Source organism: Streptomyces sp. NPDC012935, from assembly GCF_042900345.1.
Classification (GTDB): domain Bacteria; phylum Actinomycetota; class Actinomycetes; order Streptomycetales; family Streptomycetaceae; genus Streptomyces.
Map to the genome: position 1 here is coordinate 58,642 of NZ_JBIBBC010000010.1, position 18,285 is coordinate 76,926.

Below are 18,285 nucleotides of genomic sequence, written 5' to 3' on the forward strand. Positions count from 1 at the left end.
GGCCGATGACGATTTGACCATGCGATCACGTTCCCGGCCACCCTTGACCGGAAGCGGCACCGAGCCGACCATGTTGCGCATCGCTCACCATGTTGTGCAATGCGCACCGACGGAGGCCGACGTGTCCCCCAATTTCCCCCGATCGCAATCCGGCCGCGAGTACGTTCTCACCCTCTCCTGTCCCGACAGTGCCGGTCTCGTTCACGCCGTGAGCGGCTTTCTCGTCCGGAACTCCGGAAACATCCTGGAAAGCCAGCAGTTCGACGACCGGCTCCAGGGCCGCTTCTTCATGCGGGTCCACTTCGACGTCTCCGATCCCGACGCCACGGTGGAAGGTCTGCGTTACCGGTTCGGCCCTGTCGCCCAGGCCTACCGCATCGCCTGGGCCCTGAGCGAGGCGGCCACGCCGGTCCGGACACTGATCATGGTGTCCCGGTTCGGACACTGCCTGAACGACCTGCTGTTCCGCATGCGCACCGGCGCCCTCAACATCGAGATCCCCGCGATCGTCTCCAACCACCGGGACTTCGAGGGGCTCGCGCAGACCTACGGCGTGCCCTTCCACCACATCCCGGTGACCAAGGAGACCAAGCCCGACGCCGAGGCGCGGCTGCTGGAGCTGGTGCAGGAACTGGACGTCGACCTGGTGGTACTGGCCCGCTACATGCAGATCCTCTCCGACGACCTCTGCAAGCAGCTCGAGGGCCGCGCCATCAACATCCACCACTCCTTCCTGCCCAGCTTCAAGGGCGCACGCCCCTACGACCAGGCGTACGAGCGCGGCGTGAAGCTGGTCGGCGCGACCGCCCACTATGTGACGCCGGACCTCGACGAGGGGCAGATCATCGAGCAGGACGTGGTGCGGGTGGACCACTCGCTCGACCCCGGCGAGCTGGTCACGGTCGGACGGGACGTGGAGGCGCAGGTGCTGGCACACGCCGTGAAGTGGCACAGCGAGAGCCGCGTCATGGTGGACGGCAACCGCACGGTCGTCTTCCGCTGAACGACTCGGCCACACGGGTGAGTGGGCCGGCTCTCCGGCCCACTCGTCGTATACGACGGCCCTTCAGCCGCGCGGCTACTTCGCCTGCTTGCGGGCGTCGGGGTAGCGGTAGTACGCGGCCGTGGACGGCTCCAGCGGCTTTCTGCCGAGGATGAGGTCGGCGGCCTTCTCGGCGATCATCATCACCGGCGCGTAGATGTTGCCGTTGGTGACGTACGGCATCACGGAGGCGTCCACCACGCGCAGGCCCTCCAGGCCGTGCACCCGCATGCTGGTCGGGTCGACGACGGACATGTCGTCGGTGCCCATCTTGCACGTGCAGGAGGGATGCAGGGCCGTCTCGCCCTCCTCGGCCACCCAGGCGAGGATCTCCTCGTCGGTCGCGACGCCCGGCCCGGGCGAGATCTCCCCGTCGTTGTACGGCGCGAGTGCGGGCTGTTCGAGAATCCTGCGGGCCACGCGGATCGCCTCGACCCATTCGCGGCGGTCCTGCTCGGTGGAGAGGTAGTTGAAGCGCAGCGCCGGGTGTTCGTTCGGGTCCTTGCTCTTGATCTTCACGGAGCCGATGGCATCTGAGTACATCGGGCCCACATGCACCTGGTAGCCGTGGCCGCCGGAGGGCGAGGAGCCGTCGTAGCGGACCGCGACGGGCAGGAAGTGGAACATCAGGTTGGGGTAGTCCACGTCGTCGTTGCTGCGGGCGAAGCCGCCGGCCTCGAAGTGGTTGGTGGCGGCCGGGCCCTTGCGGAAGAGCCACTGGAGCCCGATGAAGGGGGCACGCCACTTCGCCATGTACGGCTGCATGGAGACGGGCTGCTTGCAGGCGTACTGGACGTACACCTCCAGGTGGTCCTGCATGTTCTCGCCGACGCCCGGGAGGTCGTGGACGACGTCGACGCCGAGGGCACGCAGCTCCTCGGCGTTGCCGACCCCGGAGAGCTGGAGAAGCTGCGGGGAGTTGATCGCGCCACCGCAGAGGATGACCTCCTTGGCGCGGACCTGCTTGAGCGGGCCCCGGCCGCGCCGGCACTCGACGCCGACGGCCCGGTTGCCCTCGAACAGGACCCGGGTGACGAGGGTGCGGGTCATGACCGTGAGGTTAGGCCGGTCCATGGCGGGCTTGAGGTACGCCTTCGAGGCGGACAGGCGGCGGCCGCGATGGACGTTGCGGTCGAACTTGGCGAAGCCCTCCTGCCGGTACCCGTTGACGTCGTCGGTGGGGGCGTAGCCCGCCTCCTCGGTGGCCTTGAGGAAGGCGCCGAAGAGGGGGTTGGTCGCCGGGCCGCGTTCGAGCACGAGAGGGCCGTCGTGCCCGCGGAACTCGTCGTCCGGGTCGGCCGCCAGGCAGTTCTCCATTCGCCGGAAGTACGGCAGACAGTGCGCGTAGTCCCAGGTCTCCATGCCCGGGTCGGCCGCCCAGCGCTCGTAGTCCATGGGGTTGCCGCGCTGGAAGATCATGCCGTTGATGCTGCTGGAGCCGCCCAGCACCTTGCCGCGGGCGTGATAGACGCGCCTGCCGCCCATGTGGGGCTCGGGCTCGGACTCGTACTTCCAGTCGTAGAACCGGTTGCCGATCGGGTAGGTCAGCGCCGCGGGCATCTGGATGAAGACGTCCCACGGATAGTCGGTGCGGCCCGCCTCCAGCACCAGCACCCGGTTGGCCGGGTCCGCGGAGAGCCGGTTCGCCAGTGCGCTGCCGGCCGATCCGCCGCCGACGATGAGGAAGTCGAAGTGCACAGGTGCCATGGTGCCTCGTCTCGCTCGCGCCGTTGATACGCGAGGCATGCTAGCGGTGGGTTCGCGATACGCACCAGGTTGCGAACCGCGCAACTTTTCATGGGCCGATCACGGCTCTGTTGCTTGCCGTGGCGTTGTTTACTGCGCGTATAGTTTTACTGTGAGCAACTACAGCATGGACACGGAAACGTCGAACTCGCAGGCCGGCGGGGTCCAGTCGGTGGATCGTGCCATCAGCGTGCTGGAGATCCTCGCCCAACGTGGTGAAGCAGGCGTCAGTGAGGTCGCGGCCGAGATCGACGTGCACAAGTCCACCGCCTTCCGCCTGCTCGGCGCCCTGGAGGCGCGCGGTCTGGTGGAGCAGGCGGGCGAGCGTGGTAAGTACCGGCTCGGTTTCGGCATCGTCCGGCTGGCCGGCGCGGTCACCGGCCGTATCGACATCACCCAGCAGGGCCGTCCGGTCTGCGAGCGCCTTGCCGAGGAGCTCGGCGAGACGGTGAACATCGCCGTCATGCAGGAGCACTACGCGATCAACCTCTACCAGGTTCGCGGCCCGGGCGCGATCACAGCGCACAACTGGGTCGGCCAGCTGACCCCGCTGCACGCCACGTCGAGCGGCAAGATCCTGCTGGCCCACATGCCCGCCAAGGAGCGCGCCGCGCTGCTGTCCACCACGGGCATGAAGAGGGTCACCCCGCACACCATCACGGCGAAGACCAAGCTCGAGAAGAACCTCGCCGAGGCCCGCGAGCGCGGCTACTCCTTCACGCTCGAAGAGCTGGAGATCGGCCTGCACGCCATCGCCGCGCCGGTCCGCAACCGGGACGGCGAGGTCGTCGCGGCCCTCAGCGCGTCCGGGCCCGCCTACCGCTTCACCGAGGAGCGCCTGCACGAGCTCTCCCCGGTGCTGCTCAAGGGCGCCGAGGAGATCAGCCACCGAATGGGCTACCTGGGCTGACCCGCCCGGCTACGACCGGGGGACGCCGAGACGCTCGTTCACCCAGTCGTGGAAGGCACCGATGTGGTGCTCGCTGGGCACCAGTACTCCCCCCTTGGCGTACAGCCGGGAGCTCATGCCGGGCTGCGTGCGTTCGCACGCGTCGAAGTCCTGGCGGTTGACCCGGTCGAAGAGTTCCACGGACCGGCTGACGTCCTTGCCGCTCTCGACGACGTGCGGGAGGTAGAGCCAGTCGCACTCGACGATCGTGCGGTCGACGGACACCGGATACATCCGGTGGAAGATCACATGGTCGGGGACGAGGTTGATGAACACCTGCGGCCTGACGGTGATCGCGTAGTAGCGGCGGTCCTGGTCGTCGGCGACACCGGGGATGCGGTCCAGGCCCTCGGACCCGTCGACGGTGAAGCCCTGCACGTCCGCACCGAACTCGGCACCGTGGCCGACGTAGTACTGGGCGGCGTAACCGTCCGCGAACTCCGGGAGCACCTCGGTGAGTTCGGGGTGGATGGTGGCGCAGTGGTAGCACTCCATGAAGTTCTCGATGATGAGCTTCCAGTTCGCCTTGACGTCGTAGACGATCCGCTTGCCCACGGAGAGGTCCTCGACGCCGTACCGCTCGATCGACTCGACGTCACCGAGGCGGGCGACGATCTCGCCGATGACCTCCTCCTCGAAGGAGGGCGGGTTCTCCGCCAGGCACACCCACACATAGCCGAGCCACTCACGTACGGCCACACTCACCAGGCCGTACTCGGTGCGGCCGACGTCGGGCATCTTGGTGAGGTTGGGTGCCGCGACGAGCTTGCCGTTCAGGTCGTACGTCCAGGCGTGGTACGGGCACTGGAAGGCCCGTTTGACCTCGCCGGACTCCTGGGTGCAGAGCTTGGCTCCGCGGTGCCGGCACACGTTGAAGTAGGCCCGGATACTGCTGTCCCTCGCCCGGGTGACGAGGATGCTCTCGCGGCCCACGTCGAAGGTGCGGAAGGCGCCGGGCCTGGCGAGGTCGGACGCGCGCGCGACGCAGAACCACATGGTCTCGAATATGCGCTCCTGCTCCTGGGCGAAGATCACCGGATCGGTGTAGGAGGAGCCGGGGAGAGTGGCGATCAGACTGTCCGGCAGGCTGGTCGAGGTCACGGGGCACTCCTCGGAGAACGTCGTGGCGGGGTGTTGCCTCAAGGGCGGGGTCAGGACGTCGCCGCGGCGAGCTGCTTGCGCCAGCGGGTGAACAGGCGCGGCTGGTTCATGCCGAGCACGGCGACCGGGTCCCCGGCACGCCGGTAGACGGCCAGCACGTCACGGTCGTCCGCGGCGCCCGCCTCGACGGTCACGCTGTCGGCGCCGGCCGCGTGCCCGACGAACTGGATCTTCACGCCGTACTGGTCGGACCAGAAGTACGGCGGCCGGGGCACCCCCGGTGCCACCGCACCGCCCGCCAGCAGCGTGGCGACCGCGGCGTCGGGCCGCTCCCGGGCACCGGTCCAGTGCTCGACACGGCGGTGAAAGCCCGCACGGGGGTCGTACCAGTTGGCGCAGTCGCCGACCGCGACGACACCGGACACGCTGGTGCGGCCGTCCGCCCCGCACTTGACGCCGTTGTCGAGTTCGACGCCGGAGCCGTCCAGCCACTGCACGCACGGACTCGCGCCGACCCCGACCACGACGATGTCGGCGGGGAGGCTGCGGCCGTCCTCCAGCAGGACGGCGTCGACGCGGGTCTCCCCGCTCAGCCCCTTGACGCCCACACCGCACAACAGCCGTACGCCGTGGTCGGCGTGGAGCGCGGAGACGACGGCACCCATGGTCTCGCCGAGCGGTCCGGCGAGCGGCGTCGGCGCCACCTCCACCACGGTCACCTCGAGCCCGAGGGCGTACGCGGTGGAGGCGACCTCCGCGCCGATGAAGCCGCCGCCGATCACCACCAGCCGTCCGCCGCGGGCCAGTTCGTCGCGCAGGGCGCGGGCGTCGTCCAGGGTGCGCAGGGTGTGCACGCCGGACAGCCCCTCGGAGCCGGGCAGGGTGCGCGCCGCGGCGCCGGTCGCGAGGACGACTCCGTCGGCGCGCACCTGCTGCCCGTCGCCGAGCCGGACGGTGCGCTCCGTGCGGTCGAGTCCGACGGCACGGGTGCCGAGCAGCCACTCGGCCCGAAGGTCCTCGTCGTCCGTCTCCAGCGCGAGTTCCGTCTCGCCGAGGGTGCCGGCCAGGAACTCCTTGGACAGCGGGGGCCTGTCGTACGGGCGGTGCAGCTCGTCCCCGATGACGACCAGCCGTCCGTCGTAGCCCTGCTTACGCAGGGAGCGCGCCGCCGACAGACCGGCCAGCGAGGCGCCGACCACGGCCACCGTCCTCACGCGACTCCCCCGGCGAGCCGGGCTGCGACGCAGGGCGGCAGGTTGGGGGCGTCCATGGACAGCCGGACGTGGACCACGCCGTCCTCGACGACGACCTCGTGGGTCCGGACCGGGAGCTTCGCCGGCGGGGCGTCGACCGCGCCGGTTCGCAGGTCGAACTTCGAGGCATGCAGCGGGCATTCCACCTCGCAGCCCTCCAGCCAGCCGTCGGCGAGCGAGGCGTCCTGGTGGGTGCAGGTGTCGTCGATGGCGAAGAGCTCGCCATCGTCGGTGTGGAACACCGAGACCGGCGGATCGATATCGAGCCGGAGGGCCTCGCCTCGCGGGAGATCCGCGAGACGGCACGCGGGAATCATCATGACACCTCGGTGCGTATAGCGAAACGGATTGCGATGAGCGCAACGCCAGTCTGAAGGCCGCCCGGAAGCGTTGTCAAGGCATCCATGGGCCTCGTTCGGACCGGCTGTTCACGCGATTTCCGGGCAGCTCGAAACGCCCGAACCACCTGCGGAAACAGGTGGAACGGGCGCCGTACGAAGACCTTCCGGAAGGCGGTCAGAAGCCGCGGTCGATCCACTCCTGGAGGTGCGGGGCCTCCGCGGCCACGGTCGTGGTCTCCCCGTGCCCGGTGTGCACGACGGTGTCGCCCGGCAGCGTCAGCAGCCGCTCCCGGATCGACTCGACGATGGTCGGGAAGTGGCTGTACGACCTCCCCGTCGCCCCCGGCCCGCCGGCGAACAGCGTGTCGCCGCTGAAGAGCGCCGTCAGGGCCGGCGCATACAGACAGACCGCGCCGGGGGCGTGGCCGGGCGTGTGCAGCACGGTCAGTTCGATGCCGGCCACCGTGAGCACCTGGCCGTCGGTCAGGTCGCCGTCGGGCATCCGGTCGGGGTGGGTCTGCTTCCACAGCGGCAGATCGTCACCGTGGAGCAGGACCGGGGCACGGGTGCGCTCCGCGAGTTCCGGAGCGGCGTCGATGTGGTCGTTGTGGGCGTGGGTGCACACGATGGCCCGCACCGTGCGGCCGCCGAGGGCTTCGGCGATCGCCCCGGCGTCGTGGGCGGCGTCGATGACGATCGCCTCGGTGTCGTCGCCGACGATCCACACGTTGTTGTCGACGTCCCAGGTGCCGCCGTCCAGGGAGAACGTCCCCGAAGTGACCAGGCGTTCGATGCCGGCGCCGGCCATCAGAGGACCACCACCGAGCGCAGCACGTCGCCGTGGTGCATCCGCTCGAAGGCCTTCTCGACGTCGTCCAGCGCGATGGTCTCCGTGACGAAGGCGTCGAGGGGCAGCCGGCCCTGCAGATGGAGGTCGATCAGCATCGGGAAGTCCCGGCTCGGCAGGCAGTCGCCGTACCAGGACGACTTCAGCGCCCCGCCGCGTCCGAAGACGTCCAGCAGCGGCAGCTCCAGCTTCATCTCCGGAGTCGGGACGCCGACCAGCACGACCGTGCCGGCGAGGTCGCGGGCGTAGAAGGCCTGCTTGTACGTCTCCGGACGGCCGACCGCCTCGATGACGACGTCGGCGCCGAATCCGCCGGTCAGCTCACGGATCGCCTCGATCGCGTCGGAGTCCTGGGAGTTGACGGTGTGCGTCGCGCCCAGCTTCCTGGCGGTCTCCAGCTTGCGGTCGTCGATGTCCACCGCGATGATCTTCGCCGCGCCCGCCAGGTTCGACCCGGCGATCGCCGCGGCCCCGACGCCGCCGCAGCCGATGACGGCGACCGAGTCGCCCCGGCCGACGTTCCCGGTATTGATGGCCGCGCCGATGCCCGCCATCACCCCGCAGCCCAGCAGCCCGGCCACGGCCGCCGACGCGGCCGGGTCGACCTTCGTGCACTGTCCTGCCGCCACCAGCGTCTTCTCCGCGAACGCACCGATGCCCAGCGCCGGGGACAACTCGGTGCCGTCCGGCAGGGTCATCTTCTGCTTCGCGTTGTGGGTGGCGAAGCAGTACCACGGCCGGCCGCGCAGACAGGCCCTGCACTGCCCGCACACCGCACGCCAGTTGAGGACGACGAAGTCGCCGGGGGCGACGTCGGTGACGCCCTCCCCCACCGACTCCACGACACCGGCGGCCTCATGGCCGAGCAGGAAGGGGAAGTCGTCGTTGATGCCGCCCTCGCGATAGTGCAGGTCGGTGTGGCAGACCCCGCAGGCCTCGATCTTCACCAGCGCCTCGCCCGGGCCCGGATCCGGCACGAGGATCGTCTCCAGGCTGACGGGGGCGCCCTTGCCCCGCGCGACGACAGCACGGACCTGGTGCGTCATGGCCACTCCTCGGCTGGTCGAGACCGGAATCAGATGTTGCTCATTACGGCACGCATCTCATACATCGCAACACAGCATCAGGGAGAGCCGAACGGCGGTCAAGGGTCCGGCAAACCGTGGCGCGACCCCTTCCATGGACCCGACCGTCGTGGCATGCTCACGCAAACACGAGGCTGAACGTCATTCATATTCTTGAACAATGATCAACACCGACAGCCTGGGAGTGGCTCATGACTACAAGATCCCGCTTGGGCGTCCTCGTGGCAGTCCTGGCCGCGTTGACCACCGGCGCCGCCCCTGCCCCCGCCGCCTCGGCTCCGGCAGAGGCACAGCAGGCACCACGCATCCCGAACACCGCCGTCCTGGACGGCCGGCGCCTGCATCAGACGAAGATCCGCCTCGATCGCGGCGACCCCCAACTCCGGCAGGCTGTCCGGGCGTTGCGGACACGCGCGGACAGATGGCTGAACCAGGGCCCGTGGACGGTCGTAGACAAACCCCGGCCGGCACCCGGCGGCGACGTGCACGACTACCTCAGTCAGGCCCCGTACTGGTGGCCCACCAAGACCCCGACAGCGGACAATCCGTGGGGCTGCCCGTATGTGCAGCGCGACGGCGAGCGCAACCCGGAGGTCGACTCCGGCACCGACCGCCAGGACGTCGAGAAGACCTTCGACTCCACCTACGACCTCTCGCTCGCCTGGTACTACACCGGCGACGAGCGGTACGCCGAGAAGGCCGGCCAGGTGCTGCGGACCTGGTTCCTCGATCCGGCCACGAGGATGAACCCGAACCTCGACCACGCCCAGTTCATTCCATGCAAGTACGACGGCCGCGCCATCGGCATCATCGACTTCTCGCAGTCCTACACCAGCGTCCTCGACGCACTCGCCCTGCTGCAGACCGGCGCTCCCGGCTGGACCGCGAGGGACCGCGCCGGGATGGCACGGTGGAACACCGCCTTCCGCGACTGGCTCAGGAACAGCGACTTCGGCAAGCAGGAGGCCGCGGCCACCAACAACCACGGCACCTTCTACGACATGCAGCTCGCCGGCCTCGCCTGGGCAACCGGCGACAAGGAGCTGGCCCGCCGGACGGTCCTTGACGCCCGGAGCAAGCGCATCGCGCCGCAGATCGCGCCCGACGGCAGCCAGCCTCAGGAACTGACCCGGACCAGGAGTTGGCACTACTCGACGTTCGACCTGGTCGCCTACACCCGGCTCGCGGCCATCGGCCGGCACGTGGGGGTGAACCTGTGGGCCTACCGTGGACCGGACGGGCAGAGCCTGTTCAAGGCGGTGGACTATCTGCTGCCCGCCGCGACGGGGGCCGCCGCCTGGCCGCACCCCGAGATGGAGTTCCACCGGTACGCGGCGACCGACGTCGTGCACGCGGCCGCCGACGCCGGGGACAGGCAGGCGCAGCGAGCCGTACCCCTGCTGGAGGCACCCCCGGGCGGCGACCTGTGGGCCCTGCGCCCGGCGGCGGAACAGCTGGACTCCATCACGGGGTGACCGCCGGCCTGCCGGTTCAGACCCTGGAGAGGTCGATCGCGCGGTCGACGTCCCGCGGCTGCAGCACCCGCAGGATGCCTTCCAGCAGGTAGTAGTCGGCGTAGGGAAGGGAGATCTCGATCCCGTCCTCGGCCGGCCGGTTGCGCGTGCAGCGGGCCACCACCGCTTGCGCGCGGGCCGAGTTCCTCGTCAGGCACGTCTCCGACAGCGCGGTGAGCAGTCGCAGCGCCACCTCGCGGTAGGCGTGCCTGCCGGTGGCCGCGGCGAGGTCGAGCAGTCCGCACGCCATGATCGCCCCGGCCGACGCGTCCTTGATGTCGTACGGCTGTTGCGGCGCGCGGTAGTCCCAGACCGGGACGTGGTCCGGGGTCAGCGCCCCGATCGCGAAGTCCGCGAGTCTGCGGGCGGTGGCCAGGAACTCGGGGTTCCCGGTACGGCGGTACATCGTGGTGAACCCGTACAGCCCCCACGCCTGGCCTCGCGACCAGCAGGACGTGGGGCTGTACCCCTGCACGGTGTTCGGTCCGATCGCGGCGCCGCTCCTCGGGTCGAAGTCGTAGACGTGAGGCGTCGACCCGTCCGGGCGCAGGAAGACCCGCTGAGCCGTCTTCGCGTGTTCCACGGCGATGTCCAGGTACTTGTGGTCGCCGGTCTGGCTGCTCGCGAACGCCAGCAGGTCGAGGTTCATCATCGTGTCGATGATGACGCGGCCGGCGTTCCCCTCTTCGTTCAGCCCGCCCCACGCTCTGATGAAGCGCCCGCGCGGGTTGTACCGCTGGATCAGGGAGTCGGCCGCCCGTACGGCACCGGTCCGCCACGCCTCGTCACCCGTCAGTCGCCAGGCGGTGACCCAGGACGGGTAGAAGAGGAAGCCGAGGTCGTGCGTACCGGTGTCGTTCTGGCGGGGGGCCAGCTTCTGCGCCGAGGCCAGCGCCTGCGTGCGGAAGGCGTCGTCCCCGCTGTAGAGCCAGGCCATCCACAGCGTGCCCGGCCAGAACCCGCCTACCCAGTCGCCGTTCTGCGAGTAGGTCCACTTCTCGAACTTCGTGCCGACGGGGAAGGCGGTCACGCTCGGTGCGACGGTGTGCAGCTTTTCGACGGCGTAGTCGGCCGCCGCGCGGAGCTTGCGGAGGGTGGGTGCCGGCGTCCGACCGGCGTTCACGTCCGCGGCCGTGGCGGGTGTCGAGGACGCGCCCGCAGCCGCGGCGCCGACCGCCGTGGCCAGCACTGTCCGCCGGGAAACATTCATGCCGGTTCCTCCAACTGGTCGAGGGGAGAGCGGAGTTGACCGAGCGTTGCACGGCGGGCACATTGATGTACACCCACATGAGCAATGTTCATCAGTGTGAACACGTCTGTCGGGATGTATCGGGGATGCATGGACGGACCTCGTGGGACGTCAGTCGCGCAGCCACGGCGCGAGCATCCCGCCGCGCTTCAGCGAACCGAGAACCATGGACACGTCCACGGACACCGCCTCGCGCAACCACGGGGAGCGCGTGACGAAGTCATGGAGGGCCGTCTCGTCCGGGAACGCGGTCAGGACCTGCAGTTGGCGTTCGCGCGCCCAATCGGCGTCGGGCGGTGGCCTCGGACACCCCGGACACGCGGGCCAGTTCGTCGCAGGTGCACCGGCCGTCCCCCGCCAGCGCGTTCACCAACAGGCGGTCGGCGCGGGAGAGTTCGCCGACGGGCCGACAAGCGGCAGGCCGTCGGCCGTGCACGGGCGGGGACCTGCCCACTCGTCGGAGCGGTGGGTGAGGGGTGCAGGGGGCCCGGCCGCGCTGTCAGTGGTGGGTGACAGGAAGGGAGCCAGGGTTGGGTGGCGCACCTCTTCCTGGAAGAGACGGACGAGCTGGCCCCGGGCATGTTCGACCGCGGCACGCCCACCGGCACCACATGGAGCCGGCTCTGCGCGGGCATCACCGAGTGGGCGTGGACGGCTTCCAGAGTTCCCGGCTCTCGCCGATCACGGGGTCCTGAAGTCCTCCAGCCGTTCGCCCTCGGCCTGGGACGGCTCGGTCCTGGGGACGTCCGGGTGCTGCTGCACGGCCGTGCGCTCCGCCGGTTCGTCGCGTTCGCCCTCGGCCTGGGACGGGGTGTGCGAGTACAGCCAGCGGTCGTAGTCCGAGGCTCCGGTCTTCATGGCTGACCTCCGTTGGTCGCTCATCTCCATGCTGCGCCCGGCCCGTCGCACCGACCAGCCCGTCTCATCCGGTGAGTCCGAGCGTGGCACAGGCGGAGCGGAGCCTGGGCGTGCAGATCTGTTGGGTGGTGTAGAGGCCGCCGTCGACGAGGGTCTGCTTGAGGTTGTCGGCCGTCACCGCTCTCGGAGTGAGCAGGATGGACGGGATGTCCTCGTGCGTCGGGCTGTCGGTGGTCGTCGTCGAAACCTCGTCGGCCCCCTCTCCCTTTCCGAGGGCGACGGCCATGGCTGCGGCCGCGGCGGCCTCCTTCTCGAACGGCTTGTACACCGTCATGTACTGCTCGCCGGCGACGATGCGCCGCACGGCCTCGAGGTCGGCGTCCTGCCCGGTGATCGGGGGCGGCTTGCGGACACCGGCCTTCTTGAAGGCGGAGACGACGCCGGCGGCGATGGCGTCGTTGGCCGCGACGACACCGCTGATGCGGTCCGCCCCCAGGGCGGCGATGGCGGCGGTCATGTTGGCGTTGGCGTTCTCCGTACTCCATCCCACGGTGTCGTAAGACCTGGCGATCTTGGCCTTGTCCGCGATGACGGACAGCGCGCCCTTGCGGAACCATGCCGCGTTGGCGCTGCTCGGATCGCCGTTCATCATCACGACGGTTCTGCCGTTGGCCCTCTCCCGCATGGCCTTGAGGATCGCCTCGCCCTGCAACTTGCCGACCTGATCGCCGTCGAAGCTGACGAAGCCGGAGATCGGGCCTTCGGCGAGCCGGTCGTACGCGACGACCGGGACACCCGCCCTGCGTGCCTCCCGGATCGGGGAACGCAGGGCCTTGCTGTCGGCGGGGTCGAGGATCAGGACCTTGATCCCCTTGGTGATCATGGAGATCATCTGTTCCCGCTGCCGCGCCGCGTCGTTCTCGGCGTTGGCGTACGCCATGGTGCAGTCGGGGCAGAGCTGCCTGAGGTGCTGCTCGATCAGCGGCTTGTCGGCCTGCTCCCAGCGGGGTGTGACCCGGTTCGGGAGCAGCAGGCCGACCGTGAAGCTGTCCTCACCGGCCTCGCCGGCCTCACCGTCTCCGCCGCAGGCGGCCAGGGGCACCGCCAGCAGTCCCGCGACGAGCGCCGCGACGAGGTGCAGCGTACGGGTCCTCATGGCAGCTCGCCTCGTTCCGTCGTCGGGCTCGAGTCGGCGGCAGCGGGCCCGCGTCGCGGCACGGTGACCTCGCTCCACACCTGCTTCCCGCCGGCCACCGGCACCGAGCCGAAGGAGTCCGACACCGCTTCGACGAGGAGCAGTCCCCGGCCGCCGGTCGACTCCCAGTCCACGATCACCGGCTTGGCGGGCGCCCGCGGCGAGGCATCGCTCACGCTGACCCGTACCCGGTCGCCGCGCAGCATCAGGTCGAGGGTGACCGAGCCCTGGGTGTGCACCAGGGCGTTGGTGACCAGTTCGGAGACGACGAGCAGCACCGCGTCGGCGGATTCCTGGACGTGCCACTTGCGCAGGGTGCGCGCGGTGAAGCGGCGGGCGTGCATGACCGCGTCGGGCAGCCGCCACACGACCCAGCTGGACCGGATCGGCCGGGTCCGCATGCCGTCGTAGCGCAGCAGCAGAAGCGCCACGTCGTCCTCACGCCGGCCGATGTCGCCGAGCAGCGCGTCGGCCATCCGTGCCGGGTCCGCCGGGGCGGCCGCGGCGAGGGCCCTGCGCGTCCGCTCCATGCCGACGTCCAGGGGCAGATCGGCGGCCTCGACCAGGCCGTCGGTGACCAGGGCCAGCACCGAGCCCGGGGTCAGCGCGATCGCGGTCATGGGGAAGTCCGCCTCGGCGAGGATCCCCAGCGGCGGCCCTCCCTCGACCTGCACCTCCTCGGTGGCGCCGTCCGGGTGCCGCAGCAGCGGTGACAGATGCCCGGCCCGCACGAACAGGGTGTTGCCCTCCTCCATGTCCAGTTCGACATAGCAGCAGGTGGCGAACAGGTCGGTCTCCATGCCGACCAGGAGGCGGTTGGCATGGGAGACGACCACGTCGGGCGGGTGGCCCTCCACGGCGTACGCCCTGACCGCCGTGCGCATCTGGCCCATGATCGTCGCCGCCGCGGCACTGTGCCCCTGCACATCGCCGATGACCAGCGCCACCCGGTCCTGGGACAGGGCGATGACGTCGTACCAGTCACCGCCCACCTGGAGCCCGCGTCTGGCGGGCAGGTAGCGGGCGACGGCCGTGCCGCCGGGCAGTTCGGGCAGGCGCCGGGGCAGCAGGCTGCGCTGCAGCATGGTCGCGAGTTCCTGCTCGGCGTCGTAGGCGTGGGCCCGCTTGAGGGCCTGCCCGATCAACGCCGCGGTGGCGGTCAGCAGCGACCGCTCCTCGGGGATGAACTCGTGCGGCTGGTCCCAGCCGACCAGACACACGCCGGTGACCCGGCCCTTGGCCGGGAGCGGCAGGACCGCCAGGCCGCCGGCGCCGATACCCGCGAGGCCGGGTTCGAGGGCCGTGCCCGCGGGCCACAGATCCATCCGGCCGTCCTGCAAGGCCATCTGCAGGGTGGGCAGGGCGCTGACCGGCGCGTCGGGCCACTCGGAACGCCACTGGGCCCGCCACAGGTCGGGCCAGGCGTCGGGTTGCGGTGGGTCGAGCAGGGTCACGACGAGCCGGTCCTCGCGTACGTCTGCGAGCGCCACCCGGGCGGCGCCGAGGGGCTCGCGCAGCGCGGTGACCGCGACCCGGCCGACGTCGCGGACCGTCGCGGCGTCGTCGAGGGCGGCGGTCAGCCACTGGATCCGTGAGACGTCGTCGGTGCTGCGGCTCTTGACCGAGGTGGCCGTCACCACGCCCAGCACCTGCTCCGGCCGGTCGTCGGTGTGCGGGACGACCCGGCAGATCAGGCTCAGCCAGCGCATCTCGCCGGTCGGGCAGCGGACCCGGAACTCCAGCTCCCGCCGGCCGGACGTCTGGGCGGAGGGCTCCAGGACCGACATCAGCGCGGGCATGTCCTCGGGCAGGGCGTGCGCGAGGAGGGTGTCCGCCTTGCCGTCGAAGTCGTCCGAGGTCGTGCCGACCAGGTCGAGCAGGGTCCCGTCCGCCTCGATCAGTCCGGTGTCCGGCTCGAGCACGAAGGAGCCGACGCGCAGACTGCGCAGGGCACGGCCCAGCAGGCCCGAGGCTGCGGGCCGGCCGGACTCGGCCTGCAGCAGACCGGCGAGCGCGTCGGCGTACCGCTCCAGGAAGCGCTGTTGCCCGGCGTCGAAGCCGTCCGCGGAGGCTCCCACGACGACCAGACAGCCGAGCCGGATGCCTTCCCTCTCCAGAGGCAGCGCGCCGAGCGACGCCGCCCTCGCTCGCGGCGGGGTGGGGGCGCCCACGGGGTAGGAGGCGAGGGCCGCGGCGTTCAGCCACAGCGGGCGGTCGGTGCGGAAGGCGTGCGCGGCGGCCGATCCGCCCGACAGGGCGAGCCGCTCCGGCAGCCGGTACTCGGGAATGGCGCCGGCGGCTGTCTCCAGCAACTGAAGTTCGCCGTCTCCGCCAGCGGGCGCATAGACGGCCACCAGCGCCGCTCCGGCGAACGTCAGGGCCCGGTCGTTCGTGGCGGCCTGCGGCCCCGTTGACGGTGAACCGGTGTCTGCGGTGCCGACCTCGGATGCCCCCGGGGTCGAAACTCCGGTCCGGGCACGGCCGTCATGAGGCATGTCCGCAACCAACCTCCCGTCCGTGCCGGAGGTGCCGAAGGAGATCGGGGCACCTCCCGCCGCCCCGGTCGCTCCCCCACCAGAATCGCATACATGGATGAGCCGGACATATCTGCTTCATTGCTCTCGGTCATCATCATTGCTCTCGGACCGCTCATCGCTCTCGGACGGACTCATCGCTCTCGGACGGACTCATCGCGCTCGGCCGGACTCATCACTCTCGGACATCGTCATCGCGCTCGGACAGACTCACCGCGCTCGCAGAGACTCATCGCGCTCGGACAGACTCACCGCTCCTCAGTCATCCGACGGCCGCCGGCCGGCGGTCGACGGCGCGGCACCGGGGCATCCACCACCCGGCGGGACGCCCCCGCTGCGTTCGCAGATCACCGCGGCCGGTGTCAGACTGACGACTGAGAAGGCCAGATGTCGCCATGCTCCATGAGCCTGCCGCCGATGCAGGACCGGCCGGGTCGAGCCACCGCCGCGCCGGGGTGGACGAAGGCGCGCCGCACTGGCCGCACGCCTCGGCCGCCGTGGACACGAATCCTCGACACGGCGGTGCACGCGCACCGCTCCCTCCACACCCGCCACGCAGGCCGAACCCCGGACACCCACTGACGGCCGGTCATGGGCGACCACGAGCGCGGCCTCGCCACGCACGGTGAAGGACAAGGGAGATCTCTCACATGAAGGCCCCCCTACGGGACGCGGTTCTCGCCATGACCGCGGTGTCCACGGCCGTCGCCCTCACGGCCTGCGGGGCGGACGGCGGGAGCGACGCCGCCGAGAGCAGCGACCCGGTGATCGGCGTGCTCCTGCCGGACGCCACCACGGCCCGTTGGGAGACCCAGGACAAACCCCTGCTGAACAAGGAGATCAAGAAGCGGTGCGCCGAGTGCACGGTCGATCTGACCAACGCCAAGGGCGATGTGGCCCTTCAGCAGGAACAGATGAACTCGATGATCACCAAGGGAGTCGACTCCATCCTGCTCGTGGCGGTGGACTCCCGGTCGCTCGCCGCCTCGGTCCGGAAGGCGAATGAGGCGGGCATCCCGGTCATCGCCTACGACCGTCTCTCCGAGGGCCCGATCTCGGCGCACGTCTCCTTCGACGGCGAGGAGGTCGGCAGGCTCCAGGGCAGGGCACTGCTGACGGCCATGGGCGACGAGGTGCCCGGAGCCCAGATCGTCATGATGAACGGCGATCCCATCGACCCCAACGCGGTGTTGTTCAAGAAGGGCGCGTTGGACGTGCTCATGGGGAAGGTGAAGATCGGCAAGTCGTACGACACCCTCCAGTGGCGGGCCGAGACCGCCAACCTGAACATGTCCGGCGCCATCTCCGCCCTCGGCGTCGGCAACATCCAGGGGGTGTACGCCGCCAACGACGGCCTCGCCTCCGGCAGCATCTCCGCCCTCAAGGCGAACAAGGTGGAACCGCTGCCCCCGGTCACCGGGCAGGACGCCGAACTCGCAGCCGTGCGGCGCATCGTCGGCGGCGATCAGTACATGACCGTCTACAAGCCCTTCGAGCCCGAGGCCGCCGCCGGCGCCGCCCTGGCCGTGGCCGCGGCGCGCGGGGAGAACCTCGACCGGGTGGCCAAGGACGAGGTGACGACACGCGACGGGCCTACCGTCCCCGCGGTCATGCTCACCCCCATATCCGTCACCGCCGACAACATCAAGGACACCTTGGTGAAGGACGGGGTGTACACGGTCCAGCAGATCTGTACCCCTCAGCTCGGCGCCGCGTGCGAGGCGGTCGGGCTGACCTGACCACCGGTTCGCCCCGGCCGGACCCACGGGAAGGAGTCGTCTCCGTGTCTGCTCCCCCACTGCTGGCGTTGCACGGTGTGTGCAAGCGCTACGGCGCCGTCGAGGTCCTCGAGGACATCGACCTGGAGATTCACGCCGGCCAGGTCGTCGCCCTCCTCGGCGACAACGGAGCCGGCAAGTCCACCCTGGTCAAGGTGATCTCCGGTGTCACCCCCGCGGACAGGGGCGTCATCGAGTGGGAGGGCCGTACGGTCCACATCAGGCGCCCCAACGACGCACGGGATCTCGGCATCGCCACCGTCTTCCAGGACCTCGCCCTGTGCGGGAACCTCGACGTCGTCGGCAACCTGTTCCTCGGACGGGAGATCCGCAGGTTCGGCTTCCTCGACGAGATGGAGATGGAGCGCCGGACCCTCCAGCTGCTGGAGCGGCTGACCAGGGGCGTCCCCGAACTGCGTGCCCCCCTCGTGTCCCTGTCCAGCGGCCAGCGGCAGACGGTCGCCATCGCCCGTTCGCTGCTGGGCGACCCGCGGCTCCTCCTGCTGGACGAGCCGACCGCGGCGCTGGGACTCCAGCAGACCACCGAGGTCATGGACCTCGTCGACCAGCTGCGCGACCGCGGCCTGGGGGTCCTTCTCATCAGCCACAACATGGGCGACGTCAAAGCGCTCGCGGACAGGGCCGCCGTGCTGCGGCTCGGTCGCAACAACGGCTTCTTCGACGTGAACACCGCGTCCCAGGAGCAGATCATCTCCTCCATCACCGGGGCGACGGAGAACGCGCCCCACCGACAGGCCCACCAGGAGGCGGGATGGTGAAAGGGACGCGCGAC

General features: G+C 70.1%; 16 protein-coding genes. 5 read left to right on the forward strand and 11 right to left on the reverse strand.

From position 1 onward, the window contains the following. The first annotated feature begins 121 nt into the window (after positions 1–121). Complete coding sequence (gene purU / locus ACFY5C_RS23905) at positions 122–1,003, forward strand: formyltetrahydrofolate deformylase (RefSeq protein WP_389447309.1); 882 nt, start codon at positions 122–124, stop codon at positions 1,001–1,003. A 75-nt stretch (positions 1,004–1,078) separates the two neighbouring features. Here purU and betA read toward each other — a convergent pair whose 3' ends face one another. Further along, positions 1,079–2,749 (reverse strand): choline dehydrogenase, encoded by a 1,671-nt coding sequence (gene betA, locus ACFY5C_RS23910; RefSeq protein WP_389447311.1) that lies wholly within the window; start codon positions 2,747–2,749, stop codon positions 1,079–1,081. A gap of 166 nt (positions 2,750–2,915) precedes the next feature. Here betA and ACFY5C_RS23915 point away from each other — a divergent pair, with 166 nt between their 5' ends. Beyond that, positions 2,916–3,698 (forward strand): IclR family transcriptional regulator, encoded by a 783-nt coding sequence (locus ACFY5C_RS23915; protein WP_389447669.1) that lies wholly within the window; start codon positions 2,916–2,918, stop codon positions 3,696–3,698. Between the two features lie 9 nt (positions 3,699–3,707). Here the strand turns inward: ACFY5C_RS23915 and ACFY5C_RS23920 are convergent, their stop codons facing one another. The 5 genes from ACFY5C_RS23920 to ACFY5C_RS23940 all read right to left on the reverse strand — a co-directional run bounded on the left by ACFY5C_RS23920 (position 3,708) and on the right by ACFY5C_RS23940 (position 8,325). Continuing rightward, the gene (locus ACFY5C_RS23920) at positions 3,708–4,838 is read right to left on the reverse strand and encodes an aromatic ring-hydroxylating dioxygenase subunit alpha (RefSeq protein WP_389447313.1); all 1,131 of its coding nucleotides are present in this window, start codon (positions 4,836–4,838) and stop codon (positions 3,708–3,710) included. Positions 4,839–4,888: 50 nt separating this feature from the next. Further along, the gene (locus ACFY5C_RS23925; RefSeq protein ID WP_389447315.1) at positions 4,889–6,052 is read right to left on the reverse strand and encodes an NAD(P)/FAD-dependent oxidoreductase; all 1,164 of its coding nucleotides are present in this window, start codon (positions 6,050–6,052) and stop codon (positions 4,889–4,891) included. Then, on the reverse strand, positions 6,049–6,411 hold the full coding sequence (locus tag ACFY5C_RS23930; RefSeq protein WP_383599170.1) for a bifunctional 3-phenylpropionate/cinnamic acid dioxygenase ferredoxin subunit: 363 nt from the start codon (positions 6,409–6,411) through the stop codon (positions 6,049–6,051). Before ACFY5C_RS23930 ends, ACFY5C_RS23925 begins: the two co-directional genes overlap by 4 nt. 196 nt (positions 6,412–6,607) lie before the next feature. Further along, positions 6,608–7,240 carry an MBL fold metallo-hydrolase gene (locus ACFY5C_RS23935; protein WP_389447317.1) on the reverse strand — a complete coding sequence of 211 codons (633 nt, stop codon included), beginning with the start codon at positions 7,238–7,240 and terminating at the stop codon, positions 6,608–6,610. Continuing rightward, the gene (locus tag ACFY5C_RS23940; protein ID WP_389447319.1) at positions 7,240–8,325 is read right to left on the reverse strand and encodes an S-(hydroxymethyl)mycothiol dehydrogenase; all 1,086 of its coding nucleotides are present in this window, start codon (positions 8,323–8,325) and stop codon (positions 7,240–7,242) included. The genes ACFY5C_RS23935 and ACFY5C_RS23940 overlap by 1 nt, the downstream gene beginning before the upstream one ends. A 230-nt stretch (positions 8,326–8,555) precedes the next feature. Between ACFY5C_RS23940 and ACFY5C_RS23945 the strand changes: the two genes are divergently transcribed. Continuing rightward, a complete protein-coding gene (locus tag ACFY5C_RS23945) occupies positions 8,556–9,839 on the forward strand; it encodes an alginate lyase family protein (RefSeq protein ID WP_389447321.1) in 1,284 nt (427 codons plus the stop codon). A gap of 16 nt (positions 9,840–9,855) precedes the next feature. Here ACFY5C_RS23945 and ACFY5C_RS23950 read toward each other — a convergent pair whose 3' ends face one another. From ACFY5C_RS23950 to ACFY5C_RS23970, 5 genes are all read right to left on the reverse strand, one after another. Further along, on the reverse strand, positions 9,856–11,088 hold the full coding sequence (locus tag ACFY5C_RS23950; RefSeq protein WP_389447323.1) for a glycoside hydrolase family 88 protein: 1,233 nt from the start codon (positions 11,086–11,088) through the stop codon (positions 9,856–9,858). A 259-nt stretch (positions 11,089–11,347) separates the two neighbouring features. Further along, positions 11,348–11,581 (reverse strand): AsnC family transcriptional regulator, encoded by a 234-nt coding sequence (locus ACFY5C_RS23955; RefSeq protein ID WP_389447324.1) that lies wholly within the window; start codon positions 11,579–11,581, stop codon positions 11,348–11,350. Between the two features lie 227 nt (positions 11,582–11,808). Next, a complete protein-coding gene (locus ACFY5C_RS23960) occupies positions 11,809–11,985 on the reverse strand; it encodes a hypothetical protein (RefSeq protein WP_389447326.1) in 177 nt (58 codons plus the stop codon). A 64-nt stretch (positions 11,986–12,049) separates the two neighbouring features. Continuing rightward, positions 12,050–13,141, reverse strand: a complete 1,092-nt coding sequence (locus ACFY5C_RS23965; RefSeq protein ID WP_389447328.1) for a sugar ABC transporter substrate-binding protein — start codon at positions 13,139–13,141, stop codon at positions 12,050–12,052. Then, positions 13,138–15,675 carry a SpoIIE family protein phosphatase gene (locus tag ACFY5C_RS23970; protein WP_389447330.1) on the reverse strand — a complete coding sequence of 846 codons (2,538 nt, stop codon included), beginning with the start codon at positions 15,673–15,675 and terminating at the stop codon, positions 13,138–13,140. Before ACFY5C_RS23970 ends, ACFY5C_RS23965 begins: the two co-directional genes overlap by 4 nt. 689 nt (positions 15,676–16,364) lie before the next feature. On the opposite strand from ACFY5C_RS23970, the gene ACFY5C_RS23975 reads away from it, so the two are divergent. Both ACFY5C_RS23975 and ACFY5C_RS23980 read left to right on the forward strand, forming a co-directional pair. Then, the gene (locus ACFY5C_RS23975; RefSeq protein WP_389447331.1) at positions 16,365–17,453 is read left to right on the forward strand and encodes a sugar ABC transporter substrate-binding protein; all 1,089 of its coding nucleotides are present in this window, start codon (positions 16,365–16,367) and stop codon (positions 17,451–17,453) included. A 44-nt stretch (positions 17,454–17,497) separates the two neighbouring features. Continuing rightward, a complete protein-coding gene (locus tag ACFY5C_RS23980; protein ID WP_389447333.1) occupies positions 17,498–18,271 on the forward strand; it encodes an ATP-binding cassette domain-containing protein in 774 nt (257 codons plus the stop codon). Positions 18,272–18,285 lie beyond the last annotated feature (14 nt).

Bases quoted from the DNA above. Each gene is read 5' to 3' on its own strand.
- ACFY5C_RS23930 (WP_383599170.1), bottom strand. From the start codon at position 6,411: ATGATGATTCCCGCGTGCCGTCTCGCGGATCTCCCGCGAGGCGAGGCC.
- ACFY5C_RS23975 (WP_389447331.1), top strand. From the start codon at position 16,365: ATGAAGGCCCCCCTACGGGACGCGGTTCTCGCCATGACCGCGGTGTCC.
- ACFY5C_RS23945 (WP_389447321.1), top strand. From the start codon at position 8,556: ATGACTACAAGATCCCGCTTGGGCGTCCTCGTGGCAGTCCTGGCCGCG.
- ACFY5C_RS23960 (WP_389447326.1), bottom strand. From the start codon at position 11,985: ATGAAGACCGGAGCCTCGGACTACGACCGCTGGCTGTACTCGCACACC.
- ACFY5C_RS23965 (WP_389447328.1), bottom strand. From the start codon at position 13,141: ATGAGGACCCGTACGCTGCACCTCGTCGCGGCGCTCGTCGCGGGACTG.
- ACFY5C_RS23915 (WP_389447669.1), top strand. From the start codon at position 2,916: ATGGACACGGAAACGTCGAACTCGCAGGCCGGCGGGGTCCAGTCGGTG.
- ACFY5C_RS23940 (WP_389447319.1), bottom strand. From the start codon at position 8,325: ATGACGCACCAGGTCCGTGCTGTCGTCGCGCGGGGCAAGGGCGCCCCC.
- betA (WP_389447311.1), bottom strand. From the start codon at position 2,749: ATGGCACCTGTGCACTTCGACTTCCTCATCGTCGGCGGCGGATCGGCC.
- ACFY5C_RS23970 (WP_389447330.1), bottom strand. From the start codon at position 15,675: ATGCCTCATGACGGCCGTGCCCGGACCGGAGTTTCGACCCCGGGGGCA.
- ACFY5C_RS23935 (WP_389447317.1), bottom strand. From the start codon at position 7,240: ATGGCCGGCGCCGGCATCGAACGCCTGGTCACTTCGGGGACGTTCTCC.
- ACFY5C_RS23950 (WP_389447323.1), bottom strand. From the start codon at position 11,088: ATGAATGTTTCCCGGCGGACAGTGCTGGCCACGGCGGTCGGCGCCGCG.